The sequence below is a fragment of the Micromonospora sp. PRAS1 genome (genome assembly GCF_059553435.1).
This window is the reverse complement of record NZ_JCANNB010000012.1, coordinates 157,489-182,493: the sequence shown is the minus strand read 5'-3', so window position 1 is coordinate 182,493 and position 25,005 is coordinate 157,489. Positions and strand designations below refer to the sequence as shown.

General features: G+C 72.2%; 21 protein-coding genes and 1 pseudogene. 11 read left to right on the top strand and 11 right to left on the bottom strand.

Annotated elements, in window-relative coordinates:
- Positions 1-136: 136 nt before the first annotated feature.
- From AC507J_RS14270 to AC507J_RS14260, 3 genes are all read left to right on the top strand, one after another.
- Positions 137-3,214 carry a type 2 lanthipeptide synthetase LanM family protein gene (locus tag AC507J_RS14270; protein ID WP_496289624.1) on the top strand — a complete coding sequence of 1,026 codons (3,078 nt, stop codon included), beginning with the start codon at positions 137-139 and terminating at the stop codon, positions 3,212-3,214.
- Entirely contained in the window at positions 3,207-3,443 is a 237-nt protein-coding gene (locus tag AC507J_RS14265; protein WP_496289623.1) for a hypothetical protein, read from the top strand. Before AC507J_RS14270 ends, AC507J_RS14265 begins: the two co-directional genes overlap by 8 nt.
- Before the next feature lie 132 nt (positions 3,444-3,575).
- On the top strand, positions 3,576-6,467 hold the full coding sequence (locus AC507J_RS14260; RefSeq protein ID WP_496289622.1) for a helix-turn-helix transcriptional regulator: 2,892 nt from the start codon (positions 3,576-3,578) through the stop codon (positions 6,465-6,467).
- 64 nt (positions 6,468-6,531) lie between these two features.
- On the opposite strand, the gene AC507J_RS14255 is transcribed toward AC507J_RS14260, so the two are convergent.
- Both AC507J_RS14255 and AC507J_RS14250 read right to left on the bottom strand, forming a co-directional pair.
- Positions 6,532-7,230: an alpha/beta fold hydrolase gene (locus AC507J_RS14255; RefSeq protein WP_496289621.1), complete on the bottom strand. Its 699-nt coding sequence runs from the start codon at positions 7,228-7,230 to the stop codon at positions 6,532-6,534.
- 1 nt (position 7,231) lies between these two features.
- Complete coding sequence (locus tag AC507J_RS14250; protein WP_496289620.1) at positions 7,232-8,188, bottom strand: alpha/beta hydrolase; 957 nt, start codon at positions 8,186-8,188, stop codon at positions 7,232-7,234.
- A gap of 108 nt (positions 8,189-8,296) precedes the next feature.
- Between AC507J_RS14250 and AC507J_RS14245 the strand changes: the two genes are divergently transcribed.
- Positions 8,297-9,193: an RNA polymerase sigma-70 factor gene (locus tag AC507J_RS14245; protein WP_496289619.1), complete on the top strand. Its 897-nt coding sequence runs from the start codon at positions 8,297-8,299 to the stop codon at positions 9,191-9,193.
- Here AC507J_RS14245 and AC507J_RS14240 read toward each other — a convergent pair.
- Positions 9,190-9,813 carry a sigma-70 family RNA polymerase sigma factor gene (locus AC507J_RS14240; protein WP_496289618.1) on the bottom strand — a complete coding sequence of 208 codons (624 nt, stop codon included), beginning with the start codon at positions 9,811-9,813 and terminating at the stop codon, positions 9,190-9,192. The two genes, AC507J_RS14245 and AC507J_RS14240, sit on opposite strands and share 4 nt — an antisense overlap.
- Positions 9,814-10,086: 273 nt before the next feature.
- Here AC507J_RS14240 and AC507J_RS14235 point away from each other — a divergent pair, with 273 nt between their 5' ends.
- On the top strand, positions 10,087-13,662 hold the full coding sequence (locus tag AC507J_RS14235) for an ATP-binding protein (RefSeq protein WP_496289617.1): 3,576 nt from the start codon (positions 10,087-10,089) through the stop codon (positions 13,660-13,662).
- A gap of 83 nt (positions 13,663-13,745) precedes the next feature.
- Here AC507J_RS14235 and AC507J_RS14230 read toward each other — a convergent pair whose 3' ends face one another.
- Positions 13,746-14,144, bottom strand: a complete 399-nt coding sequence (locus AC507J_RS14230) for a YidB family protein (protein WP_496289616.1) — start codon at positions 14,142-14,144, stop codon at positions 13,746-13,748.
- On the opposite strand from AC507J_RS14230, the gene AC507J_RS14225 reads away from it, so the two are divergent.
- Positions 14,143-14,271 carry a hypothetical protein gene (locus AC507J_RS14225; RefSeq protein WP_496289615.1) on the top strand — a complete coding sequence of 43 codons (129 nt, stop codon included), beginning with the start codon at positions 14,143-14,145 and terminating at the stop codon, positions 14,269-14,271. The two genes, AC507J_RS14230 and AC507J_RS14225, sit on opposite strands and share 2 nt — an antisense overlap.
- On the opposite strand, the gene AC507J_RS14220 is transcribed toward AC507J_RS14225, so the two are convergent.
- The 4 genes from AC507J_RS14220 to AC507J_RS14205 form a co-directional block, all read right to left on the bottom strand.
- A complete protein-coding gene (locus tag AC507J_RS14220; RefSeq protein ID WP_496289614.1) occupies positions 14,244-14,981 on the bottom strand; it encodes an SDR family oxidoreductase in 738 nt (245 codons plus the stop codon). The two genes, AC507J_RS14225 and AC507J_RS14220, sit on opposite strands and share 28 nt — an antisense overlap.
- 134 nt (positions 14,982-15,115) lie before the next feature.
- Positions 15,116-16,261 (bottom strand): RNA polymerase sigma factor, encoded by a 1,146-nt coding sequence (locus tag AC507J_RS14215; RefSeq protein WP_496289643.1) that lies wholly within the window; start codon positions 16,259-16,261, stop codon positions 15,116-15,118.
- Between the two features lie 8 nt (positions 16,262-16,269).
- Complete coding sequence (locus AC507J_RS14210; RefSeq protein WP_496289613.1) at positions 16,270-16,677, bottom strand: YciI family protein; 408 nt, start codon at positions 16,675-16,677, stop codon at positions 16,270-16,272.
- A 390-nt stretch (positions 16,678-17,067) separates the two neighbouring features.
- Positions 17,068-17,964 (bottom strand): LysR family transcriptional regulator, encoded by an 897-nt coding sequence (locus AC507J_RS14205; RefSeq protein ID WP_496289612.1) that lies wholly within the window; start codon positions 17,962-17,964, stop codon positions 17,068-17,070.
- An 81-nt stretch (positions 17,965-18,045) separates the two neighbouring features.
- Here AC507J_RS14205 and AC507J_RS14200 point away from each other — a divergent pair, with 81 nt between their 5' ends.
- Together AC507J_RS14200 and AC507J_RS14195 are read left to right on the top strand one after the other, a co-directional pair.
- Entirely contained in the window at positions 18,046-19,065 is a 1,020-nt protein-coding gene (locus AC507J_RS14200) for a DMT family transporter (RefSeq protein ID WP_496289611.1), read from the top strand.
- Positions 19,066-19,109: 44 nt separating this feature from the next.
- Positions 19,110-19,586 (top strand): GNAT family N-acetyltransferase, encoded by a 477-nt coding sequence (locus AC507J_RS14195; protein WP_496289610.1) that lies wholly within the window; start codon positions 19,110-19,112, stop codon positions 19,584-19,586.
- Here AC507J_RS14195 and AC507J_RS14190 read toward each other — a convergent pair.
- A pseudogene (locus AC507J_RS14190) lies at positions 19,552-19,794 on the bottom strand (DinB family protein); the annotation flags it as partial. The gene AC507J_RS14195 and the pseudogene AC507J_RS14190 overlap by 35 nt on opposite strands.
- A 26-nt stretch (positions 19,795-19,820) precedes the next feature.
- Here AC507J_RS14190 and AC507J_RS14185 point away from each other — a divergent pair.
- Complete coding sequence (locus AC507J_RS14185; protein ID WP_496289609.1) at positions 19,821-20,252, top strand: SRPBCC family protein; 432 nt, start codon at positions 19,821-19,823, stop codon at positions 20,250-20,252.
- Between the two features lie 150 nt (positions 20,253-20,402).
- Here the strand turns inward: AC507J_RS14185 and AC507J_RS14180 are convergent, their stop codons facing one another.
- Positions 20,403-20,537 (bottom strand): hypothetical protein, encoded by a 135-nt coding sequence (locus AC507J_RS14180; RefSeq protein ID WP_496289608.1) that lies wholly within the window; start codon positions 20,535-20,537, stop codon positions 20,403-20,405.
- A gap of 218 nt (positions 20,538-20,755) precedes the next feature.
- Here AC507J_RS14180 and AC507J_RS14175 point away from each other — a divergent pair, with 218 nt between their 5' ends.
- Positions 20,756-21,136 carry a hypothetical protein gene (locus tag AC507J_RS14175; protein ID WP_496289607.1) on the top strand — a complete coding sequence of 127 codons (381 nt, stop codon included), beginning with the start codon at positions 20,756-20,758 and terminating at the stop codon, positions 21,134-21,136.
- Between the two features lie 90 nt (positions 21,137-21,226).
- Entirely contained in the window at positions 21,227-23,323 is a 2,097-nt protein-coding gene (locus tag AC507J_RS14170) for a hypothetical protein (protein WP_496289606.1), read from the top strand.
- A gap of 328 nt (positions 23,324-23,651) precedes the next feature.
- Here AC507J_RS14170 and AC507J_RS14165 read toward each other — a convergent pair whose 3' ends face one another.
- The gene (locus tag AC507J_RS14165; RefSeq protein ID WP_496289605.1) at positions 23,652-24,797 is read right to left on the bottom strand and encodes a hypothetical protein; all 1,146 of its coding nucleotides are present in this window, start codon (positions 24,795-24,797) and stop codon (positions 23,652-23,654) included.
- Positions 24,798-25,005: the final 208 nt, after the last annotated feature.

Genomic DNA, 25,005 nt, shown 5'->3' with positions numbered 1-25,005 from the left:
CACCGGGGCACCGACATCCGACGCCGGACCGACCGGCCCGGATACCGACACCGCCCGCCGGTGACGAACCCGCAGGTCACGCCCGGCATACCGTCCCGACCAGCCGGGACGACGAGAATTTGGGTGGATCCCACGCATGAGTTCGTCGGTGCCGCTTGGCACCCTCTATCCGGTGAACATCACGACGGCCGACGATCCGCACAGCCGGGTTCCGGGGCAGTCGCACCGGCTCCCCCCGGGGTGGTGGGCGCGCAGCCTGCCCCGGCACGAGCGGGCGGGCGACGACACCGGCCCGGTCGACGGCGCGCGGCTCGACCCGCCGTGCTGGGTGGAGCCGGTCGAATCCGCGGTACGCGCCGCCGTGCCACTGCCCCCGTCGGTTCCGGTGCCGACGGACTGGCGGGCCGCGTTCGCCCTGCCGTTACGCCCACTGGTCGAGCACGCGACGGCCCGCTTCCGCCGCGGTGCCCGGCTGGTGCCCACCGCCGCGCAGGTCGACCTGGCCGCGCTGGAGACCGAGCTGGGCGTCACCCTGCGATGGCAACTGACCTCGCTCGCCGTCCGCAGCTTCGTCGCGGAACTGCACCGCCAGCGGGTGGCCGGGCAGCTGAGCGGTGCCGACGGTCGCGCCCGCTTCGCCGACTTCGTCCGCCGGCTGGCCGGGCCGGCGGAGCTGGCCGCGCTCTTCACCGACCGTCCGGTCCTGGCCCGGTTGCTCGGCCAGGCCACCGGGTACGTCACCGAGGCGCGGCTGGAGTTGGTCGACCGGTACGCCGCCGACCGGGCCGAGCTGGTGCGGACCCTGCTGGACGGCATTGATCCCGGCCCGCTGGTGGCCGTCGAGGAGAACCGGGGTGACCCGCACCGCGCCGGTCGGACCACCGCCATCCTGCGGTTCGCCGACGGTCGGCGGCTGGTCTACAAGCCCCGCGACCTGACCCACGACATCCGACTGACCGCCTTCGTCGACTGGCTGAACGAGATGGTTCCCGAGGTGGGCCTGCGTACGGTCGCCTGCCTGGTACGCCACGAGTACGGGTGGACCGAGTTCGTCGAGGCCGCCGCGCTGACCGGCCCGGACGGCGCGGACCGCTTCTACCGGCGGCAGGGCGCGCTGCTCGCGCTCGCGCACGCGCTGAACACCACGGATCTGCACTACGACAACCTGATCGCCAGCGGCGAGGATCCCGTGGCCATCGACGTCGAGACGCTGTTCCGGCCGCGCTGGGAGAGCGCGACCGACAGCGGTGATCCGGCCAGCGACCTGCTCACCGCCTCGGTGCAGCGGACCTCGTTGCTGCCGATGATCGTCGTCGGCGAGCAGGGCATCATGGACCTCTCCGGCTCCGGCGGTGACCAGGGCCGGCAGAGCCCGGCCAGCCGGGTCGACTGGGCCGACCCGGGCACCGACCGGATGCGCCTGGTACGCCGGGCTGGCACCTTCGACGGCGCGTCGAACCGGCCCCGGCTCGGTGACCGGGTGGTCGATCCGGAGGAGCACGCCGCAGCGATGCTTGCCGGTTTCCGGCTCGGCTACGACGCCATCGAGGCGCACCGCGCGGAGTTCGGCCGGCTGGTCGAGGAGTCCTCGGCGATGACGGTGCGCCTCGTCGTCCGGCCCACCTGGACGTACCGGATGCTGCTCGACGAGTCCACCCACCCGGATCTGCTGCGCGACGGCCTGGACCGGGACCGTTTCCTCGGCCAGCTCCACGATCAGGCCCAGTTCCCCGGTGATCCGGCCTTCGCACACCACGACCTGGTGGCGCTGTGGCGCGGCGACGTGCCCTACTTCCACGCCCGGGCCGACGGCCGGCAGGTGTGGGCCGACGGCGAGCCGACCGCGGTGCCGCTGCACCGCAGCGGCGTGCAGACCGCGCTGGACCAGCTCGCCCGGCTCGGCGAGGCCGACCGGCAGGACCAGGAGTGGATCATCCTGGCCAGTCTGGCCACCCGCCGGCCGGTCGGCGGTCATCGGGACGCCGCCCCGCTGCCGGGTCCGTTGCACGGCACGGCAGCGCCCACCGAACGGCTGGTCGCGGCGGCGTGCGCGATCGCCGACCAGCTCGTGGCCCGGGGCGCGCCGGGCCGGGATCGGGTGAACTGGCTCGGCCTGGAGCTGGTCGACGACCGGCAGTGGCTGCTGCTGCCGATGGGCGCGAGCCTGGCCAACGGGTACCTCGGCGTCGCGCTCTTCCTCGGCCAGCTCGCCCAGGTCAGCGGCGTCGCCCGGTACGCCGAGGTGGCCCGCCGGGCGGTCACCGCGACGCCCCGCCTGCTCGACCTGCTCTCCGCGCGGCCGGAGCTGGTCACCGCGATCGACTGCGGCGGCCTGCACGGCCTGGGCGGGGTGGCCTACGGCCTGGCCCGGCTCTCCGTCCTGCTCGACGACCCCGGCATCGGCCGGTGGGTCGACCAGGCGGTCGAGCTGGCCGAGGTAGCCGCCGTCGACACCGCCGCCGACGACTGGGCCACCGGCCGGGCCGGCTGCCTGGCCGCGATGTCCGCGATCCACGCCGAACTGGGCCATGACCGGGCGGCGGCGCTGGCCGGCAGCTGTGCCGACCGGTTGGCCGAGGCGGTGGAGGGTTTCGACACTCCGCAGCGCCCGGCCGGCTTCGCGGCCGGCACGGCAGGCATCGCGTACGCCCTGCACCGGTACTACGACACCGGCGCAGGGTCCCCCCGGCACGCCGACGCCGCGCGGGTGGCGCTGCGGCACGCCGTACGCACACCGGCGGACTCTGCCGGGTGGTGTGTCGGCAGCGCCGGTCTGGCCCTCGCGCTCACCGGCTGCGACGCCGGTGCCCCCGGCGGAGCCGCTGTCCCGGAGCTGTCCCGCCTGGTCCGGGGGTTGGCCGACCGGCCACCGTCGCGCGACCTCAGCCTCTGCCATGGCGAGGCGGGCATCGGCGAGGCGCTCACCGCGCTGGCCACCGGGCCGGCCGGGCCGGCGGCAGCCGCCGCGCTACGTCGGCGGGCGACCCTGATCCTTGACGCGTTGCAATGGCAGACCCGCTACTGCGGTACGCCCGACGGAGTGCTCACCCCGGGCCTGCTGACCGGGCTCTCCGGCATCGGCTACGGGCTGCTGCGCTTCGGCCTACCCACGCGGATACCGTCCGCGCTGCTGTTGGAACCGAACCCACGGTCAGCCGAAGCCGCTGACCATCGTGCACCAAACCACCCGATTGAGGAGAAAGAACATGTCTGACGACCTCGCCACCGACCTCGCCCGTATCGACGACACCGCCGAGGCGCACCCGGTCGGGGAGCCGCGGACCAGCCCGCTGGTCACCTTCGGACTGCGTACGGCGGCGCTGGCCGGACTCGCCGTTCCGGTTGGCCTGCTGGTGGGGCAACTGATCGCCGGGGACGCCGCAGGTGGCGCCGACGTGTCCACCGCACCGGTCATCACCTGCTGCCCGACGTTCGAAATGTAACGGCGAAAACCGTCCGGTCAGCGCGGCGGTCCGTCCGATCGCGGCAGAAATCCGCCTGTTTGGATCCACTGTCGACCGTGGTGAATCACGGACCGCCTCGCTATCGTTACCGCCGTGCAGTGCCGATCCCGCATGATGGTAGGTCGCGATGCGGAACTCGGCGTGTTGCACGATCTGCTCGAGTCTGCCCGCGCTGGCCGCGGCGGAGCGGTCTTCGTCGTCGGAGAGGCCGGCATCGGCAAGTCGCGGCTGGCCGCGGCGGCGGTGGAGCTGGCCTACTCCGCCGAGATGAGCCTGTTGCGGGGGCGCGGCAGCACGCTCTGCACCGGGGTACCGCTGCGACCGCTCACCGAGGCGGTGCTCTCCCTGCTCAGGTCCGCCACAGTGGACGTCGCCGCGCTCGGCCCGTACGGTCCGGTGCTCGGGCGGCTGGTGCCCGACTGGGGCACCGTGTCCCCTCCCGACCAGGAGAACGGGTCGGTGGTGATCCTCGCCGAGGCCGTCCTCCGGCTCGCCGCTCTCGCCGGTCAGGACCGTGGCAGCCTGATGGTCCTGGACGATCTCCAGGATGCCGATGCCGAGACGCTGATGGTGGTCGAATACCTCATCGACAACCTCGACCACCAGTCCACGCTGTTGCTGGGGACCATCCGGGCCGACGACTCCCCGGCGCTGGAGGTCGCCCGCGCGGCGGCCCGCCGGGGCCGCTGCACCCTGCTGACGCTGGACCGGCTCGGCCCCGGTGACCTGCGTGACCTGGCCGGGGCGTGCCTGGACGTGCCGGGCGACGAGCTGCCGTCAGCCGCGACCGAGCTGCTCTGGGGCGGCAGCGGCGGCAACCCGTTCCTCATCGAGGAGATCCTCGCCTCCATGGTGGAGGACGGGCTGCTGCTGCGCGGGGCGCAGGGGTGGGAGCTCGTCTCGCAGCCGCCCGCCACACTGCCGGCCGCGTTCACCCGGAGCATGGCCCACCGGATCGGGAAGCTGGCTCCGCCGGCCCGTGAGCTGCTCTCCTGCGGCGCCCTGATCGGGCAGCGTTTTCCGGTGACCGTGGTGCAGGCGGCGACCGGCCTCACCGACCGTGACCTGCTCAATCATCTCAACGGTGAGCTGGTCGCCCAGTTGGTGACGCCGGACGACCAGTTGAGCGACTGGTACGCCTTCCGGCACCGGGTCACCCAGGAGTCGCTGCTGGCCCTGGTCGGCTCGGCCGACCGGCGGGAGCTGGCCCGCAGGGTCGCCGACGCGGTGGCGAAGGTCCATCCGGAGCTACCCGGGGAGTGGTGCCAGATCTCGGCCGCGCTGCGCCTCGACGCCGGTGACACCCTGTCGGCCGGTCAGCTCTTCGCCGAGGCCGGCCGGCGGGCGCTGGCCCAGGGCGCCGCCACCTCGGCCGTCGCCCTGCTCGACCATGCCTGGGAGTTGCAGGCCGGGTCGTCGGCCGAGGCCCGGGCGGACACCCTGGACACGCTGCTGCAGGCGCTCGCCGAGGCCGGGCTGGTCGGGCGGGCCCTTGACCTGGTCAACAGCCCGGAACAGGTCGGCGTCCTGCCCGCCCGGCGGCGGGCCCGGCTGCACACCCGGCTGGCCTGGACCGCGATGGTGGCCGGGCAGTTGACCGACGCGTTGGGCCAGGTGCGGATCGCCCGCGAGTTGCTCGGTCCGACGCCAGCTCCTGAGGACGAGGCGCCGATCGACATCGTCGCCGCGCACCTGGCCCTGGACACCCCCGGCAAGGACCAGCTGGAGGTCGCCGAGACCCTGACCCGTCGGGCCGCCACGGTCGGCGTGGCGGTGCCCCTGCCGGTGGTGGCCTGCCAGGCCTGGCAGCTGCTCGGTGCGCTGGTCCGGCACCGCGACCCGGCCGAGGCGACCCGCTGCCTGGAGCGGGCCCGGTCGATCGCGGCCGAACACGACCTGCCGATCTGGGAGGTCCACTCGCTGATCCGGCTCGGCAACGACGACGCGTTGCTGCACGGCGCGCTGGACCGGCTCGAACAGGCCCGGGAGCGGGCCCGACAGGCCGGCGCGGTGACCGCCCGTCAGCAGGCCGAGGCGAGCATCGCGCTGCACCTGATCATGCGAGGTGCGTACGACCCGGCACAGGACCTGATCGACCAGGTGCTCACCGCGACCACCCGCCTGAAGCTGATGGAAACCACCCAGTACACGCTGCTGCTGCGGGCGGTGCTCGCCGCGCATCGGGGCCAGCGGACGCAGATGCGGGACGCGTTGACCGAGTTCCAGCACTGGGGCGGCGACGAGAGCCTGCACATCCAGCGGGTCCACGGCCTGGCCGGCGCGTTCTGCGCGCTGCTGGAGGAGGACCGCCCGCAGGCGCTTGCCGAGTTGTCGCTGGCGGTCCGGGCGGAGGAGACCAGCCCGACCGTGTTCCACCTGAGCGGGCGGTTCGGTCTCCATCTGCTGCTGCGGGCCATGGCCGACGAGATCAGTTGGGCGGAGTACGAGCAGATCACCGCCACTCCCGCGAGCCAGCTGCGCTGGGATCGGCAGTTCGCGCTCTTCGCTCGGGCGGTCCTGCTCGGCCGCGCCGGCCGGCACGAGGCCGCCGCCGCCACCATGGTCGAGGCGATCCAGGTCGCCTCCCTCTACGCGATGGGGCGGCATCTGGCACTGCGGCTGGTCGCCGAGTCGGCGCTCGCCGACGGCTGGGGCGCCCCGGTGGAGTGGCTACGGGCCGCCGAGGACTACTTCCACCAGGCGAACGTCGCACCGGTCGCGCACGCCTGTCGTACGCTGCTGCGCCAGGCGGGCGCCCGGGTGGCCCAACGTCGGCGGGGTGCCGGGGAGATCCCGTCGACGCTGCGGGCGGTGGGCGTCACCGTACGCGAGCTGGAGGTGCTGCGGCTGCTGGCCGGCCGGTTGAGCAACCGCGAGATCGCCGAGCGGCTGCACCTGTCGCCCCGTACGGTCGAGCGGCACGTCTCCAGCCTCATCGTCAAGACCGGGCTGCCGAACCGGATCGCGTTGAGCGACGTCGCCGCCGAGGCCGAGAAGGACTGATCAGGACGGGCGACACCGCGGGTCGGTGCCCCGGCCGAACCGGGACACCGACCCCGCCGGAGGGTTATTTGAGGGCTTCGAGGATCATGTCGGCGACCTCGGTGGGCTGGGAGACGCTCAGCGCGTGTGAGGCACCCGTGATCTCGCGTACGGCGTGGGCGCCGGCCCGCTCGGCCATGAACCGGTGCAGGGCGACCGGGATGTTGCGATCCTGGTCGCTGAAGACGAACCAGGAGGGGATCGTCGTCCAGGCCGGTTGCTCGGCGACCAGGCCGGCAGCTAGCGCCTCCTGGGTGACCGGGCGTTGGGTTGCGGCCATGACGGCGGCCTCCTGCTCGGGCACGTCGGCGGCGAACTGCTGATGGAACGCGTCCGTGCGGATGGCCAGGTCGGTGCCGCCGGTCGAGAGCGGGTACGTGGCGAGCGCGTCGCCGAGGGTGCTGCCGGGAAACTTCGTCGACAGCTCCAGCGCGGACTCGCCGGTCGCCGGCGCGAACGCGCAGACGTAGACGAGGGCGGTGACGGCGTCGGAGCCGGCCGCGGCCTCGGTGATCACCATGCCGCCGTACGAGTGGCCGACCAGCACCACCGGGCCGCCGGTGCTGGCGATCACGTCGCGGACGTAGGCGGCGTCGCCGGCGAGGCTGCGCAGCGGGTTGGCGACCGCCACGACGTGGTGACCGGCCGCGGTCAGCTCCTCGACGACGCCGGACCAGCTCGCGGATTCGGCGAAGGCGCCGTGCACCAGAACAACTGTGGACATGTCAGTTCCCCTCTCGGCGGAAGGCCTTGCGCAGGACGTGGCTGGCCTGCTCGATCGCGGCGGTCGTGGCGGCGGTGCCACGGACCGGGTTGAGCATCATGAAGTCGTGGATCGCGCCGTTGTAGCGCGCGCTCGTGGTGCGGACCCCGGCTGCGGTGAGCTTGCGGGCGTAGGCCTCCCCCTCGTCGCGGAGCACGTCGTTCTCGTCCACGACGACGAACGCCTCCGGAAGGCCGGCGAGGTCGTCGAGGGTGGCCCGGAGCGGGGAGGCGGTGATCTCCGAGCGCCTCTCCACCTCCGGGAGGTAGGCGTCCCAGAACCACGCCATGCTCTTCGCCAGCAGGAACGGCCCGTCGGCGAACTCGCGGTAGCTGTCGGTGTCCTGTCCCGCGTCGGTGACCGGGTAGTACAGCGACTGGTGAATGAAGGTGACGTCGCCGCGCCGCTTGGCGAGGATGGCCAGTGCCGCGGCCATGTTGCCGCCGACCGAGTCGCCGGCGACGGCGAGCCGGGAGGCGTCGAGCCCTTCGGTCGCGCCCTTCTTGGTGATCCACTGCGCGGTGGCGTACGCCTGCTCGATGGCGACCGGATAGCGGGCCTCGGGCGAGCGGTCGTACTCCACGAAGACGACCGCGGCGCCGACGCCGACCGCCAGCTCGCGGACCAGCCGGTCGTGGGTGCCGGCGTTGCCGAGGATCCAGCCGCCGCCGTGGACGTACAGGATCGCCGGTAGCGGGCCGGTGGTGCCGACCGGCTTGACGATGCGTACCCGGACGTCACCCACCGCGGCCGGGACGGTGATCCATTTGTCGGCCACGTCGGGCTTGTCGATCGGCGCGGCCTGGAGGTCGTCGAGCACCTGGCGGGCGGCGTCGACACCGATCTCGTACAGGAACGGGGGTTTGCTTGTGGCGTCGGCGATCTCCTGCGCCGCCGGCTCCAGAACGTGCTCGGTCATGTGCCTGCCTCTCGCTGATGACGTGCCTGTCGATGGTGGAGACCGGGCGGCCCCCGGGTCTGTGACAGGCGGATAGCCTGTGCGCACGGGTGACCGTGGGGAGGAACGGTGGCGGGGGATCTCGACGAGGCTGCGTCGGTCTTCACGGCGGTACGACCACGCCTGTTCGGGATCGCGTACCGGATGCTCGGCAGCGTCAGCGAGGCCGAGGACCTGCTCCAGGACGTCTGGCTGCGGTGGCAGGCGACGGATCGCACCGTGGTGAGCAGTCCGCGGGCGTTCCTGGCGACGACCACGACCCGACTGGCCATCAACGAGCTGCACTCGGCGCGGGCGCGCCGGGAGACCTACCTCGGGCCGTGGCTGCCGGAGCCGGTCGACACGAGTGCGGATCCGCTGCTCGGTGCCGAGCGCGGGGAGGCGCTGGAACTCGCGGTGCTGAGGCTGATGGAGCGGCTGACGCCGCACGAACGGGCGGCGTACGTGCTGCGCGAGGCGTTCGTCTACCCGTACGCGCAGATCGCCGAGGTCCTGCACTCCACCGAGCCGGCGGTCCGCCAGCTGGTCAGCCGGGCCCGTCGGCACATCGCCGACGAGCGGAAGGCGACGGTGCCGGAGGCCGCCCAGCGGCAACTGCTTGCGGCCTTCCTCGACGCCGCCCGCAGCGGTGATCTCGACGCGCTGGAGCGGCTGTTCGCGGCCGATGCGGTAAGCATCTCCGACGGTAACGGCGCCCGACGGGTTGCCCGCAGGTCGATCGTTGGTGGAGCCCGTCTGGCGCGGTTCGTCGCGACGGTTTCGAGCTGGTTCTGGGTGGGGGTGGACGTCGGTTGGGTCACCACGAACGGGCAGACCGCCGCCGCGCTGCGCCGGGGTGACCGGCTGATCGGCATCCTCACGGTCATGGGCTCCGAGGCCGGCATCGAGCAGTTGTGGTGGCTGCTGAACCCGGACAAGCTCGGCGCCTTCGCCGACGCCGGCATTGACCCGAACGGCCCGTCCTAGCTGCGCTCCGCGGCCTTCGCCAGCTCGACGAGCGCGGTCGGGTCGCCGGTGTGCGCGACGTCCCAGAATGCCGCGAGCAGCCTGATCTGTTCCACCGGCGGGGCCGGTCGGCCGGTGTCGGAGGCCAGCCGGACCCGGGCCCGCCGGTGCAGCTGGCGGGCGTTGGCCTCGGTCAGTCCGAGCACGTCGCCGATCTGCCGGTGCGGATAGCCGAATGCCTCCCGCAGCATGTAGACGCACCGCTCCCGGGGTGCGAGTCGCTCGACGAGCAGCCGGATCGCGCCGCGCAGTTCCTCCGCCCGTTCCACAACCGTCGCCGGGTCGTCGCCCCGGTCCGGCCGCTCCACCTGCCAGGCCGCCGTCGAACTGCGGTGGCGTACGTGCGCCGTCTGGATCGCGTTGATCGACAGCAGGGTGGTCGTCCGGTAGAGAAAAGCCGGCGCGTTGCGGACGTCGCGGTGGTCCGAGCGATCCCAGCGCAGCCACGCGTCCTGCACGACGTCTTCGGCGTCGCCCTCCTCGCCGACGATGCGGCGGGCGATCCGCAGCAGCCGGTCGCGTACGTCGAGGAAGTCGGCGAGGTGGTCGGGGTGGGTCGATTCGAGAACGGCTTGGGACATCGACGCCTCCTGGTCGGTGACTCTCGGTGTCCCTGACGCTAGGAGCGCGCAGTGCGGAAGAAGTTCCGAAGAAGTGCCGGCGAAAGTGACCGCCAAGTGACGTCGGCACTACCCGCGACACCGGCCGGGAAGTATGGCCTGGATCACTCCCGGTTGGTGTCACAACCCGGCACTCCACCATGTCTCGGCTGCCGACAGCGGTGAACGGAGGCATCACGTGGGAACGACTCTTGACGACCGGCACCGTCCGGCTCGGGAAGGCGCACCCGGCGCATGACGGACGTCCAGTTCAGGATCCTTGGACCGGTACGCGTCCAGCGCGGCTCGACCGACCTCGACCTCGGCGGCCGGCAGCAGCGACTCGTACTCGCCCTGCTGCTGGCCGGGACCGGGTCGGTGGTGAGCCTGACCGAGCTGATCGACGCGGTCTGGGACGAGGACCCACCGGCGAGCGCGGTAAACGTCGTACACCGCTACATCGGTGCGCTCCGCCGGCTGATCGAGCCCGACCTGCCGGTCCGGGCCACCGGCCGATATCTGATCCGGCAGGCGGCCGGGTATCAGCTCCGGGTCGACGAGGATTCGCTGGACCTGCTGCGTTTCCGCAGGTTGACGGCACTGGCCAGGGCAGCGACCGATCCACACCAGGCGGTACGGCTGCACCTCGAGGCGTTGGCGCTGTGGCAGGGCCGGTGCGCCGCCGGCCTGGAACCGACCTCGCGTACCCATCCCACATTCGTGGCCCTGGAGGCCGAGCGGGCCCACACGGTGCGGGACGCCGCCGACACCGCGCTGCGGACCGGGCAGGTGCACCCGGTGATTCCGGTGCTGCGCCAGGCGACCGGCCAGGATCCGCTGGACGAGGCGTTGCAGGCCCGGCTCGTGCTGGCGCTGGCCGCCGACGGCCGGCAGGCGGAGGCCTTCGACCTGTTCCAGGAGATTCGCCGGCGGCTCCGCGACGAACTAGGCATCAGTCCCGGCCCGGAACTGCTCGACGCGTACGACCGGCTGCTGCACCAACGCGCCGCGGTGCCGGCTCCGGCGGCACCCGTACCGCCTCGACCGTCACCCGAGGCCCCTCGACGCAACGGCCGGGACGGCACCGGTCACGCGCCCGCCGCGTCGACGATGATCGGCCGGGACGTCGAGCTGCGGGCCATGCGCCGGCTGCTCGCCGAGGCGGCCGCCGGGCGCGGGTCGACGCTGCTGGTGCACGGCATGGCCGGCGTCGGCAAGTCCGCACTGCTGCGTACCGTCGCGGCCGACGCCACCGCGCACGGCTTCGTCGTGCTGTCGACGGCCGGGGTGGAGACCGAGCGGTGGTTCCCCTTCGCCGCGCTGCACCTGCTGCTGCAACCCGTTTCCCGCCACGTCGAGGAACTGCCGGAGGCACACCGGCTGGCCCTGCGCGGTGCGTTCGGTGGCGCGGAGAGCCAACCGGACGCGTACCGGGTGGCCTTCGCGGTGCTGGAACTGCTCGCGGACCGCGCCGACCGGCAGCCCCTCCTGCTGCTCTGCGACGACCTCCAGTGGTTCGACTCCCCCAGCCGGGAGGTGCTGGGCTTCGTCGCCCGGCGCGCCCGTGACCACGCCATCCTGGTGCTGGGCGCCGCGCGTACCGACGGCTCCGACTGGCGCGGCACGATGAACCAGCCGGAGCTGCACCTCGAACCCCTCGGCCGGACGGCCGCCGCCGAGCTGCTCGACGCCGGCGCGCCGGACCTGTCGCCGACGGTGCGGGCGCTGATCCTGGAACGTTCCGCGGGCAACCCGCTCGCCCTGGTCGAGCTGCCCAAGGCGGCGCAGGGCGCCCACCAGGGGGTGCGGGAACTGCCCCTGACCCAGCGGCTGGAGGCCGCCTTCGCCGCCCGCACCGACGAGGCCAGCGCCGCCTGTCGTACCTTCCTGCTGGTCCTGGCCGCGGAACCGACCGCGCCGATGGACCGGCTGTTGGCGGTGTCGAACCAGCTCGTCGGCCCGGTGGTGACCGAGGACGTGCTGCGGGAGGCCGTCGACGCGGAACTTGTCGCGTTCGTCGAGGGAAAGCCCGAGTTCCGGCATCCGTTGATGCGCTCGGCCATCTACGAACGGGCGGCGCTCGCCGACCGGCTCGCCGTGCACCGGGCCCTGGCCACGGTGCTGGGCGATGTTCCCGAGCGGCAGCTCGCCCATCTCGTCGCGGCCACCCTCGGCCCGGACGAACAGCTGGCCGACCGGCTCGAACGCTTCGCCGAAGCCGCGCAGGCCCAGGGCAAGGTGGCTGCGGCCGTACCGGCGCTGAGCCGGGCGGCGGGTCTGGTGACCGGTACCCGTCGCCGCACCCGGATCCTGGTCCGGGCGGCGGAGCTGTCCAGCGACCTCAACGACCGCCAGCACACCCGGATGCTGCTGGCCCGCGCTGACCTGAACGTGCTCGGTCCGGTCGAACGCGCCCGTCTCCTGCTGGTCTCCGACAACGCCGCGTTCGAACCGGACCAGCCCCGCCAGCGGATTCGGGACATGGTCCGCGCGGCGGCCGGCGCCTTCGACGAGAGGGCTCGGGACGTCGCGGAGAACCTGCTGTGGCGGGCCGCGGCACGCTGCTTCTTCCAGGACGGTGACGCGCAGACCCGGGCGGAGGCGGCCGCCGAGCTGGACCGGTGGGACGCCGACCGGGACAGCGCGCACGTGCTGGCGGTGGGGGCGTACACCGAGCCGTACCGGCGGGGCGCCGACGTGCTGGCCCGCCTCGACGTCGGCGCGCCGGAGCATCAGGACGGCAGGACCATGCACTTCCTCGGTACCGGCGCGATGGTTCTCGGCGACTTCACCCGCAGCACCCGGTACCTCGCCCAGGCTGCCGCGACCTGGCGGGCACAGGGGCGGCTCGGGCTGCTCGCCCGCGCACTGGCCGGCTCGTGGCCCCGCGTCTACCTGGGTCAGCTGGATCAGGCGCGGGCCGAGTCGGAGGAGGGTTACCTGCTGGCCAAGGAGACCGGCGAGACGATCGCACTGTTGGGGCTGACGGCGACGGCAGGGCTGGTGGCGGCGTTGCGGGGCGAGACGGCGACGGCACAGCGGCTGGTGCAGGAGCTACGGGCCGCCGAACTGTTCCGGTACATGCCGTTCGCCACCGTGATGGCGCAGCAGGTCGACGGCCTGCTCGCCCTCTTCGCCGGGCAGGCCAGCACCGCGTACGACCTCCTCGCTTGTGCCTTCGACCCGGCCGACCCGCACCACCACTCGGTGAGTCGCTGGCTGGTGGCGCCGGACCTGGCCGACGCTGCGGTGGCCGCAGGTGCCGTCGAGGCGGCCCGGGAACTCCTGGCCGACCTGCCCGGGCTGGCCCGGATGCTGCCCTCGGAGATGATGACGGCGGCGCACGCCTACACCAGCGCCGTGCTCGCTCCCGACGGCGAGGCGGGGCAGCGGTACGCCGCCGCGTCGGCCGAGCTACCGGCCGGCTGCCGGCTGATCCGGGCCCGGTTGCGGTTGCATCATGGGCGCTGGCTCCTCGCCCGACGCCGGCACCTCGACGCCCGCGAGCCGCTGCGCACGGCCCGCGACGAGTTCGACCGGCTCGGCGCCCGATACTGGGCCGAAGCGGCCCGGGAGCAGTTGCGGGCCACGGGTGAGACGGGCGGCCGGCGGCACCGGCACATCGGCGAGCGGCTCTCCGCCCAGGAGCTGCGGATCGCGGTCCTGGCCTCGCGGGGCATGAGCGACCGGGAGATCGCCCAGCGCCTGTTCATCTCGCACCGCACCGTCGGATCGCAGCTGGAGCACATCTGCCCCCGGTTGGGGGTGACCGATCGGAACCAGTTGGCCGCCGTCCTCGCCGGGGCCGGCGCGGCCGCGAGCGAGGACTGAACCGGCCGCGTGCGCCCGGCCGGTCAGCCGTCAACCCGGACGGCGAGCAGCGCGATGTCGTCCGAGCGACGATGGAGAGGCGCTCACCATTGCCACGCGATCTCCCGAGCCAGCCGGACCGCGTCCAGCACCTCCCCACTGGGACTGGCCGCGTCCACGAGGTCCGGCAGGACGGCGGCGAGCTGCCAGGCGACCGCGCCCGGGCTGCCCCGCATGAGCAGGGCAAGGTCGCCGATCGCCCGGTCGCCGATGGCCAGCCGGACCTGTTCGACGGTCATCGTCCGGTTTGGCGCGTCCGCCGACAACCAGCTGTGGTACTGCTCCGGCTCGGTGGCCTGGGCGAGCCGGAGGACGACGGCGCGCAGTCGCGGGGCACCGGGCCGGGCGGATGAGGTCGCGGTGACGACGTGCGCCAGCCCGAAGATCAGTTCATGTACTTCCGGGTCATCGAGCAGGGTGGACAGGGTGCCGAGTCGACTCATGACCATTTTCCGTTCCGGTGGGCGGGCCAGTTGGCGCCGGGGCTGCCGATGGTCGGTGGCCGGCAACGCGCAGGACGTGCCGGCCACCGCCCGCGTCGGTCAGCGGGTCGCCAGCCACTCCCGGTAGGCGGTCGACGCGAGGAACGCGTCCTCGGGGGCGATCAGCGCGTCGCCGGGCACCGCACCGAACATGCCGGCGGTGGGGTCGACGACGACGGGGCGGCGGTCGCCCTTGGCGGCCAGGGTGACCCGACCGAGTTCGGCGAGCCGGAAGACCTCGGGGCCGGCCACGTTCCGGATGCCGTTCAGCGGCGCGCCCACGGCGACCTCGGCCACCGCCTTCGCCACGTCGGCCGAGGCCATCGGCTGGAGCGGGGTGTCGGGCAGCCGTACGGTGTCGCTGTCGCTGGTCCAGGAGAGGATCGCGTCGACGAACTCGAAGAACTGGGTGGCGCGGACGATCGAGTACGGCAGCCGACCGGCCTTGAGCAGTTCCTCCTGCAACACCTTGGCCTGGTAGTAGGGGTTCTCCGGCACCAGGTCGACGCCGACGATGGAGAGCATCACGGCGTGCCCCACCTCCGCCCGCCGGGCGGCACCGAGCATGTTCTCCATCGTGGTGCGGAAGAAGCCTGCCGATTCCTCGTCGAAGGTGGGCGAGTTGGTCAGGTTCACCACGACGTCGGCGCCCTTGAGCCCGGTGTCCAGGCCTTCGCCGGTGAGCAGGTCCACCCCGTTGGCCGGGGAGAGCGGCGTGGCCTCGTGCCCCTTGCCCTGGAGGATCCTGACCACCTGCGACCCGATGAGCCCGGTACCACCCAGTACGGCGATCTTCATGTCTCTCACACCCTCTGTCTCGGTCGGGACGCCAGGCGTGTCCGCCCGGCGACGCCAACCAGGACCGGACAGCGCCGCCGGATGTGACGGGCGCGCTGCGTCACGGACCGGACGATCGCCCGACCCCTGACGCGTCAGCGCGACCGGTGGGCGTTGACCCGGGCGGCCTGACGGGTCAGGTGGTCGCGTTCGGCGAGGTTGGGTACCTTGCGGGCGGCCTCGGCGTACAGCCGCGCCGCCGTGGTCAGGTCGCCGTCGCGCTCGTGCAGATACGCCGCCACCGCCGCGTACCGTGGCAGCGTGTCGTCCAGCGCCGCGAGCGCCGCCAGCCCGGCGCGCGCTCCGTCGGCCTCGCCGACGGCCACCGCGCGGTTGAGCCGGGCGACCGGGCTGTCGGTGAGGCGCACCAGTTCGTCGTACCACTCGACGATCTGCACCCAGTCCGTCTCCTCGGCCCTCTGCGCGTCGGCGTGCAGTGCCGCGATCGCGGCCTGGGCCTGGAACTCGCCCAGCCGGTCGCGGGCGAGGGCCGCCTGGAAAATCTGCACTCCCTCGGCAATCGACCCGGTGTCCCAGCGGCCCCGGTCCTGCTCGGCGAGTGGCACCAGGCTGCCGTCGGGCGCGGTCCGGCTGGCCCGCCGGGCGTGGTGCAGCAGCATGAGGGCGAGCAGGCCCGCCACCTCCGGATGGTCGATCGCGGCGGCGAGTTGCCGGGTGAGCCGGATCGCCTCGGCGGCAAGGTCGACGTCGCCGGAGTAGCCCTCGTTAAAGACCAGGTAGAGGACCCGCAGCACGGTGGCGACGTCGCCGGGCTGGTCGAACCGTACGCCGGTGACGGTGCGCTTGGCCCGGCTGATGCGCTGCGCCATTGTCGCCTCCGGCACCAGGTAGGCCTGGGCGATCTGCCGGGTGGTCAGCCCGCCGACGGCACGCAGCGTGAGCGCGACCGCGGAGGAGGGCGTCAGCGACGGGTGGGCGCAGCGGAAGTAGAGCTGGAGCGTGTCGTCCACCTCGGGCACGGGCCCGGGCGGCGGCTCGTCGTCGACGAGATCCTCCCGTCGGCGGCGGGCCGCGTCCGCCCGGGTCGCGTCGAGGAACCTGCGCCAGGCCACCGCGACGAGCCAGCCCTTAGGGTCGCGCGGCGGGTCCGCCGGCCAGGCCCGGACCGCCTCGACCAGGGCGTCCTGCACGGCGTCCTCGGCCGCCGCGAAGTCGGCGCCGCGGCGGACGAGGATACCGAGCACGCTCGGGGTGAGGCGCCGGAGCAGGGCCTCGTCCATCGGGTGGGTCACTCGGTGATGGTGGGCGGCGCGGTCAGGAAGGGGCGCAGCTCGATCCACTCGTGGATCGGCTTCCCGCCCGCCCCGGGCGCGGCCGACAATTCCCCGACCAGCTCGACGGCACGCTCGTAGCTGTCGACGTCGATCACCATCCAGCCGGCGATGAGATCCTTGGTCTCGGCGAACGGGCCGTCGGTGACCGGCGGGCGCCCCGGGCCGTCGTAGCGGACGAACGTCCCCTCGGGGGCGAGCGCCTGACCGTCGACGAACTCCCCGGTCTTCTCCAGCCGGGCCGCGAAGTCGTGCATGTACTGCACATGCGCCGAGATCTCCTCCGGCGTCCACTTCTCCATCGGCACGTCGTTCACCGCAGCCGGAGCGCCCCGGTAGTGCTTGAGCAGCAGGTACTTGGCCATCGTGGTTCTCCTCGGTGCTGGTGCGACCCATTCTGGTCACTCGCACCCCTGGGACGGAGCCGACCACCGGTTCTCGACATCGCCGGCCAAAAATCTGCCGGACAGCGGCTGGCGTAGCGGAGGCGCCACGGTGCCAGGGGCGCGGGCGCGGGCGCGTCATCGAACAGCCGTGATTTCACAGGGAAATCAAAATTTCACAGTGAAATCACGCTACAGCTGACCATCGCTCCCCCGATGCCGGCCCGGCGTGGATGTTGGTCACCGAGCCGGTCGCGGGACCTGCCACCGTCACCGCAGGCTGTCCGCCTTGAGTCCCACGACGAAGGCATCTCCTACTTCTCGCCACGCGGCGACCAGGGGTCGATGGGCATCTCCCGCGCGACTCGGCTGCTACTGCGGGCTCGTGCCCGCCGCCTCGCGGAGCGCGGCGAGCGCGGTCTGCACCGCCGGGGTGTGCTCGACGGCGTCGTGCACCGCCACGTAGATCGACCGGATCGGCGTGGGGCGGAGCAGCCGGACGCGGGTCACGCCGTCGGGCAGCTTGGCCGTGCCGAGTGCGGGGAGCACAGTGAGGCCGATGCCGGCTGCGACGAAGGCCAGCGCGGTCGGGTAGTCGTGCGCCTCGACCTGGAAGGCCGGGCTGAAACCTGCGGCGGTGCAGGCTTCGATGAGGTTGGCGCGGCACCAGCCGCGCGCGAAGTCGTTGTCGATCCAGCGCTCGTCGGCGAGGTCGGCCAGGTCCATCTCCTGCCGGTCAGCGAAGCGGTGCCCGGCGGGCAGCACGGCGACGTACGGGTCGTCGAGGAGATGGTGGGCGGTGAAGCCCGAGCCGGGTTCGAAGCCCTGGGGTCCGACCACCACCTGGAGGTCGGCGCGCTCCTCGCGGCTGTCCGGGATGTGTTCACGCAGTTCCAGGTCGAGTCGGACGCCGGGCAGTTCGGTGGTGACCCGGCGCACCACGAGGGGCATCCACGCCGCGCCGACCGAGGCGAAGTACGCGATGGACAACGCGCCGGTACGACCCGAGCGCAGGTCCGCGATCAACGCCTCGGCCTCGCCGAGGCGGGCGAGCACCCGGTCCGCCTCGGCGGCGAGGGCATGCCCGGCGGCCGTGGGCCGCAGGCCCCGTCCGGCCCGGGAGAGCAGGGCCAGGCCCGTTTCGCGCTGTAGCGCGGCGAGATGCTGGCTGACCGCGGAGGGGGTGTAGCCCAGGTTGGCGGCGGCTGCCTGAACGGACCCGGAGGCCACGACGGAGCGGAAGACCCGGAGGCGATGCACGTCGAGCATCCGACAACTATAAAGCGCGGCTTAATCGTCGTGAAGAAATAGTCGCTGGTACTGAAGAGTCGCGCGGACGAGAATCAGCGCATGACCTACCTGGAGACCGTTGCCGAGGGGGCCGCCCCCACCCGGGCCGCCGCCGAGGAGGCCCGACCCCGGGCGTCCGCCCCGCCCGCCGGGCGGCCCCGTTCCTGGCCGATCGTGGCCGCCGCCGGCACGACGGTGCTGCTCTGGGCGTCGGCCTTCGTCGGCATCAGGTTCGCCGGGCACGACTACTCCCCCGGCGCCATGGCGCTGGGCCGCATGCTGGCCGCGTCGATCGCGCTTACCGCGTTCGTGGCGGTCACCGCCGCCCTGCGGCACCGCAGCGGACGATCCCGGCCCGGCACGGTCGAGCCGGATGGGCCGACGTCGCGGCGGCCCGGCGCACCCCGTGGCGGGACGCTGGCGCTTATCGCGCTCTGGGGCGTGGCCTGGTTCGGCGGCTACAACGTGGCGCTCAACGCCGCCGAGCGGCTGGTCGACGCGGGAACGGCCGCGTTGCTGGTCTCGGTCGCGCCGATCCTGGTCGCGGTGGCCGCGGTGCTCGTCCTGGGCGAGCGGCTCACCCGCCGACTCGGCGTCGGGGTGACGGTCGCCTTCGCGGGCGTGGCCCTGATCGCCGCCAGTGGCTTCACCGGGCACGCCGACAAGGTGGGCGTCGCGCTGGCGGTGCTCTCCGCCATGCTGTACGCCTTCGGCGTACTCCTTCAGAAGCGTCTGCTGGCCCGGGTGGACGCGGTGACGATGACCTGGCTCGGCGCGCTGGCCGGCACCGCGGCCCTGCTCCCCTTCGCCCCGGCGCTCCTCGGCGAGCTGACCGCGGCCCCGGCAGCGGCCACCCTCGGCATGCTCTACCTGGGCGTGTTCCCGACCGCGATCGGCTTCCTCACCTGGGGTTACGTGCTGTCCCGCTGGACCGCGGGCCGAACCACGGCCGCGACCTACCTGGTGCCGCCGGTGACCGTCCTGCTGTCCTGGACGTTGCTGGGCGAGGTGCCGGCAGTGCTCGCCCTGCTCGGCGGCGCGCTCTGCCTCAGCGGCGTGGTCCTCGCGACCCGCCGCTGACCGCCGTCATGTCGGAACGGCGATCCGTACACCACAATCGGCTGGTGAAGATCACCGAGATCGAGCCCGGCGGCGACGAACGCCTGGCGCAAGCGCTGCACTCGATACAGCAGGCGGCGTACGCGGTGGAGGCGTCGATCATCGGCGACGACCGGATCCCGCCCCTGCACGAGACGCTCGACGAGCTGCGCAGGGCGCCACTGCGCTGGCTCGGCGCCTTCCAGGAGCGGCGACTGATCGGCGCGATCGCATGGTCCGAGGAGCACGCGGAGGTGGACATCGACCGGCTCGTGGTCGATCCGGCGGCGCACCGGCAGGGGGCGGGCAGAGCCTTGGTGGGCGCGCTTCTCGCCACAGCCGGTCACCGTCGGACCATCGTCTCCACCGCAAGAGCGAACCTGCCGGCGAGGACCCTCTACGAGGCCCTCGGCTTCGTACCGGTCGCCGAGCAGGAGGTCATCCCGCGCCTCTGGATCACCCGGTACGTCAGGTCGACGCCGAGTCCTTCTGCTGCGCGTTGAGGTCGCGCAGCGCGAAGCGGAGGTGCTCCCACTCCTCGTGCAGGATCACGTGCAGGCAGCGCAGGACCGACACCTCGCGCTCGGGTGACCACGGGTGCTGACGCGGCTCGGTGAGCTGTTCCGGGGTGACGCTCGCGAGAAAGTCGCGCACCATGGCCTGCCGGTCGGCCCGCAGGTCGAGCACCTCAGCCAGACTCGGCCAGGGACGGAGCGGGTCTGCGTACCATCCGGGTCATGTCGATAACCGTCGACCGCCTCATCAGGGCCGATCGCGCCTCGCTGTGGCGGGTGATCAGCGACCTCGACCGCTGGGCGGAGTTCCTTCCCACCGTGGACGAGATCGAACGAGTCGACGGTCCCGGGCCGATCACGGTCGGCAGCGGTTTCCGGATTCGCCAGCCGGGCCTCCTGGCGGCAACCTACCGGATCACCGAGTGGCACCCCGAGGCGGACTTCACCTGGGTGGCCCAGTCCCCTGGGGTCCGGACCACGGCCACGCATCTGTTGCGTCCGGCCGGCTCCGCCGTGTCGTTGCAGCTCGGCATCTCCTGGTCCGGGCCGGGTGCCCCGCTGGTACGACTGCTGTTCGGCCGGCGGGCCCGACACTTCCTCGATCAGGAGGCCACGGCCTTCGCCCGGTTGGCCGAGCACCGCGCGGACGACTGACAGCCCCCGCGCGCGAACCGAAGTGGCGATGAGCGTGCCGGCGCTCCGCATGCTGTGGAACAGAACACCGGCCACCACCCATCCAAAAGATGTGTGCCGCCCCTCCGGGCGGCACACTTCAAAGTCTTACTACGCCATTACAGAGCGTCACTAAACCCACTTGATCCAGGCCAGGACCTCTACACCATCGTGGATGGTCGCCTGTTCCGCAGCAGGCAATGCGACGGCAGCAAGGTTGGCGGCGAGGTCGGCGGCGACGGCGACAAACGTAAAGATCATTACCACGGCGGAAGGCTATGCGATCGAGGCGACACATGCAAGATCCTTCACGATATGTGATGGCATAGCCCGTCAGGCGCAAACAAGGTGGGCAATAGCTGCACATGACTGATAATTGAAAGTCAACACTATCTGCACGTACGGTCAAAGTTCGGCTCACGCAGGGTAGGCTGACCGTCACGACACTGAGGTCGGCCTATCTCCAGCTCGGCCGGGGGGCGCCGATGGAAGATCAGCTCGTTCTGGCCGTCGCGACCACGCTCGCAACCAAGGGTGCCGAGGCGCTCGCGTCGGGCGCGCGCACGGCGACGGCTGCGCTCGTACGCGTGGTCCGGTCCCGCTTCCGGCCGGGGACCCGGGAGGGCGACGCGTTGACCGCCGCCATGGATCACCCGGACGAGCGGTCCCACCAGGCCACCCTGGCCGCGTTCCTGACGAACGAGATGTCCCGTGATCCCGCCTTCGCTGCGGCGGTGACAAGTGCCTGGCGCCGGCTGTCGAATTCACCGGGCGAGAATCACCAGCACAATGTGGTAAACAATTTCAACGGCACGGCAGAGCGGGTGGTGCAGGCACATGACATCCGTGGAGACATCAATTTCTAGTCTTCGACGGCGGATTTCTGGCCAGCCGCAGGCGAAGGGCGTCGTCGATTGGAATCCGAACATCCCGGAGTCGGGCGAGGCGCGCCTCAGGTGACGGCGAATGAGCTTTCCGGAACGGTGCTCGGGCCGAGTGTGCAGGCCGGGGTCATCCACGGTGACGTGCACGTCACCGGCCCGGTACGCGAACGGAACCCGATTCCCCGGCAACTTCCGGCAGCCTCGACGAATTTCATCGGCCGGTCGGCGGAGATGCGCGAACTGGATCAGACTCTCGGCCAGGGCGGGAACCTCGTCGTACTCTGCGGACCGAGCGGCGTGGGCAAGTCCGCATTGGCCAGACAGTGGGCGCACGGCGTACGCGAAAAATTTGTGGATGGGCAGATCCACGCCGACCTTCGCGGCTTCAGTGGTGACGCGCCGCTGGATCCCGGCGCGGCGCTCGCGGCTTTCCTGCGGGCCCTGGGAGTGCCGCCGGAGCGGATCCCGGTGGACCTGCCGGAGCAGGTCGCGCTCTACCGGACGGTCACCGCGAACCGGTCGATGCTTGTGCTGCTCGACGACGCGTTCTCCGCCGCCCAGGTCAGGCCGCTGGTGCCGGCGTCCGCGTCCGCGATGGTCGTGGTGACCAGCCGCCGCCGGTTGACCGGACTGGTCCCCGACGGCGCCCGGTTGTTCGAGGTGAACCCGCTTCCGTCGACAGCCGCCGTGGAACTGTTGGCGCGTACGGTCGGCCGGCAGCGGATCGCCGACGAGCCCGGGGCTGCTGAGGAGCTGGTCCGGATCTGCGCCGGTCTGCCGCTCGCACTGGTGGTGGCCGCCGGCCGCCTGGCCGGTCGACCACGGCTGACCGTCCGGCGGATGGTCACCGAACTCGCCGACGAGACCGAACGGTTGGCGCGCCTGTCCGCCGTGGAAGGGCTCTCCATCAGAGCGATGATCGAGGTGTCGTACCAGGCGCTGACGCCTGAGGGCGCGGCGCTGTTCCGCAGGTTGGCGCTGCATCCGGGGCCGGAGTTCTGCGCCGAGCTCGTCGCCGCGGTGGCCGGGGCCGATGCCCGGGTGGCGGGCCTGGTCGAGGAGCTGCTGGAGGCGAGCCTGTTGGAGGAGGTCGCCGAGGATCGGTTCCGCTACCACGACCTGCTGCGACTCTACGCCCGCGAGATGGCCGAGCGGCACGATCCGGAGGTGGAGCGGCAGGCGGTGCACCTGGCGATGGCCGAGTTCTACTTCGCCGCCGCGCACCGCGCCGATCTCGTGGTGACGCCGTATCGCCGCCGCCTGCCCTACGTCCACAAGCGGCCGCCCGAGGTGCTCCCGGATTTCGGCGACCGCGCCGCCGCCCTCGCCTGGTTGCAGCGGGAGCGGAGCAACCTGCTGGCTGCCGGGCGAGCCGCGTTCCGGCTCGGCTGTCACGAGCTTGCCTGGCAGCTCAGCGACGTGATGTGGCCGTTGTTCCTCTACGTCAAGGACTACACGGATCGCCTCGAAGTGGACGAGCGGGGCCTCCAGGCGGCGCGGGCCTGGGGAAACCTGCTGGCCGAGGCGAACATGCTCAAGCGGCTGAGCAGGGTGCACAGCAGGATGGGCAGGCACGACGCCGCGGAGTCGTACGGGCTGGCGGCGGTGGACCGGTATCGGGCCGCCGACGATGTGCAGGGGGCCGTCGACGCCGAGGAAGGACTGGCCACCCTGTACGCCGACACCGGCCGGGACCAGCAGGCGGTGGCGGCGTACACCCGGATCCTGTCCGCCCGCAGGGACCTGCCAAACCCGCGCAGTCTCGGCCTGACCTGCCTCAACCTGGGCATGTTACTGACCCGGACGGGTCGACCGGCGCAGGCGCTGCCGCTGCTGGCCGAGGCGGACGAGATCTTCCGCGGCCTGACCGAGATCGACCCCTACAACGGCGCGCGGGTGTTGCTCGGATTCGCCGATGCCGAACTCGGTCTCGGTCATCTCGATGCCGCCGCCGAGGCGGCGGCCGAGGCAGCTCGGCGGATGACTCAGCTCGGGTCCGCCAACGAGCGGGCAGAGGCACTGGACCTGCTCGGGCGCGTCGCCGAGCGGCGGGGTGACGACGAGCAGGCACGGCGCCACTATCTCGCGGCCGTCGAGGTCTTCGACGCGATCGGCTCGCCCCGACTCGCGGCGGTACGCGGTCGACTCGATCGACTCGACAACCCGTAGCGGGTCCCGCGGTCCCGGCGGCCGGCGGGCAAGCTCGTCGGTGACCCAGCGGTGGTGGAGTTCCCGGGCCAGGGCAGCCAGGGCCGGAACGGCCAGCCGTACCGGTGGCGTGCCGGGGTCGAGGCGGTGCCGGCGGCCGTCGCGGGTCTGCGCCACGACCTCGCCCCCGGGTCCCTGCGTGACCACGAGCGACACCCCGGGGTAGGCGCTGAACACGTCGTCGCAGACGGCGGCCGGAGCCCCGTGCTCGATCGTGGTGAGGACGACGTCGGCCAGTCTGGTGAGCCGGGACGTCGGCCGGAACGGCAGGAGAGCCATCACAACGAGATCAGTGCAAGGTGTCACGGCACGGCCTCCCGGCGGTCAGATGCGGCACGGGTACGGGATCGATTCGTCGGTGCCGACCCGGCTCGGTGAGCCCGAGAAGGCGGTACATGGTGCGGCGCAGCAGCGTGCCGGCCCGTCCCGGGTGGTCGGTCAGGGCGGCCAGCACCGCCTGTTTGTCGAGTACCCGGGACGCGTCGAGTTGAGGTGGCAGCGCCTGGTCCGGATCCAGGCGGGAGGCGGTGGCGGTGACCAGGTGTTGTGGCGACCCGGCGGCGGGTGCCGACCGCCGGCCGGGCAGCACCAGGATCGGTCGCCCGACGGCTGCCGCGTACGCGGTGACCGAACCGTGGTCACCGATGACGTGGTCGGCGGCGACGACCAGGGCACGCCAGTCCTGGGTGGGGTCGAGTAGCAGTAGCCCCGCCTCGCGGCAGTGCCGCAGCCACGCCCTGATCTGACGGTGTCCGTGCGCGTCCCAGACGGCCGGGTGCAGCAGCGCGGCTATTCGGTAGCGGTCGGCCGGAAGCTGGGTCATCAGCATCGGCAGCAGGTCGGGGCGGTGTCCGAACAGGCCGTCCGGGCCCCAGGTGGAGCTGACCACGACAAGCTCCTGATGGTCCTGCACTCCCATGCCGTGGCGGTAGGCGCGGCGCATCGGAAGGCTGGCGACGAGACGGTCGAGGCAGGGATCGCCGACGACGGTCGCGACCGCCAGCGCCTCCGGGCACTGGGCGCGCAGCACCTCCAGTTCGTGTGCGTGGGAGAGGGCGAGGGCGGTCGGCAGCACCCGGCCGCCATGGGTCAGCCGCTGCGGGTCGAGACCGTAGATCGCAGGTTCGGCAAGCGTCGGGCCGCCGTACGACCCCGGCCGTACCCGCTTGCTGCGGCCGGCGCCGTGCGCCATCACCAGCAGGGGGGCGTGCAACTGGGGCAACCCTCCCCAGGAGGCGGCGATGCCGAGGTCGAATCGTTCCCGTACCGCCTGCCGCCAGGGCAGCAGCAGCGCGCCGAGCCGTTCCAGGTGGCGGTGCACCTGCTGGTTGAACACGTCCGGTGCCACTGTGAAAACCACCTGCACCCGGGAATCCCCCTCGACGTGATCGATTACGTCGAGCAGCCGGTGGCAGCTGGCGATCGTGTGCGCCACGGCGAGCACCGTTCGGCATCCGGCGCGGGTAACCCACTTGTCTGCGTCGATGCCAACCGGCGCGGATAACCATTCCAGTGACGTCATTTCTTTCCTCCCCTGTCATGAAGCCGAGGAGGTCAGCGTCCGAAGGAGAACTTGCGATCACATTGCCAGCGACCCTGCAACCGGCTCACCCGACACTAGACAGTGGAATGTCCGGTTTCAG

Bases quoted from the DNA above. Each gene is read 5' to 3' on its own strand.
- AC507J_RS14270 (WP_496289624.1), top strand. From the start codon at position 137: ATGAGTTCGTCGGTGCCGCTTGGCACCCTCTATCCGGTGAACATCACG.
- AC507J_RS14225 (WP_496289615.1), top strand. From the start codon at position 14,143: ATGACCATTTTCCGTTCCGGTGGGCGGGCCAGTTGGCGCCGGGGCTGC.
- AC507J_RS14260 (WP_496289622.1), top strand. From the start codon at position 3,576: ATGATGGTAGGTCGCGATGCGGAACTCGGCGTGTTGCACGATCTGCTC.
- AC507J_RS14220 (WP_496289614.1), bottom strand. From the start codon at position 14,981: ATGAAGATCGCCGTACTGGGTGGTACCGGGCTCATCGGGTCGCAGGTG.
- AC507J_RS14230 (WP_496289616.1), bottom strand. From the start codon at position 14,144: ATGAGTCGACTCGGCACCCTGTCCACCCTGCTCGATGACCCGGAAGTA.
- AC507J_RS14200 (WP_496289611.1), top strand. From the start codon at position 18,046: ATGACCTACCTGGAGACCGTTGCCGAGGGGGCCGCCCCCACCCGGGCC.
- AC507J_RS14185 (WP_496289609.1), top strand. From the start codon at position 19,821: ATGTCGATAACCGTCGACCGCCTCATCAGGGCCGATCGCGCCTCGCTG.
- AC507J_RS14235 (WP_496289617.1), top strand. From the start codon at position 10,087: ATGACGGACGTCCAGTTCAGGATCCTTGGACCGGTACGCGTCCAGCGC.
- AC507J_RS14175 (WP_496289607.1), top strand. From the start codon at position 20,756: ATGGAAGATCAGCTCGTTCTGGCCGTCGCGACCACGCTCGCAACCAAG.
- AC507J_RS14250 (WP_496289620.1), bottom strand. From the start codon at position 8,188: ATGACCGAGCACGTTCTGGAGCCGGCGGCGCAGGAGATCGCCGACGCC.
- AC507J_RS14215 (WP_496289643.1), bottom strand. From the start codon at position 16,261: ATGGACGAGGCCCTGCTCCGGCGCCTCACCCCGAGCGTGCTCGGTATC.
- AC507J_RS14205 (WP_496289612.1), bottom strand. From the start codon at position 17,964: ATGCTCGACGTGCATCGCCTCCGGGTCTTCCGCTCCGTCGTGGCCTCC.
- AC507J_RS14255 (WP_496289621.1), bottom strand. From the start codon at position 7,230: ATGTCCACAGTTGTTCTGGTGCACGGCGCCTTCGCCGAATCCGCGAGC.
- AC507J_RS14240 (WP_496289618.1), bottom strand. From the start codon at position 9,813: ATGTCCCAAGCCGTTCTCGAATCGACCCACCCCGACCACCTCGCCGAC.
- AC507J_RS14265 (WP_496289623.1), top strand. From the start codon at position 3,207: ATGTCTGACGACCTCGCCACCGACCTCGCCCGTATCGACGACACCGCC.
- AC507J_RS14210 (WP_496289613.1), bottom strand. From the start codon at position 16,677: ATGGCCAAGTACCTGCTGCTCAAGCACTACCGGGGCGCTCCGGCTGCG.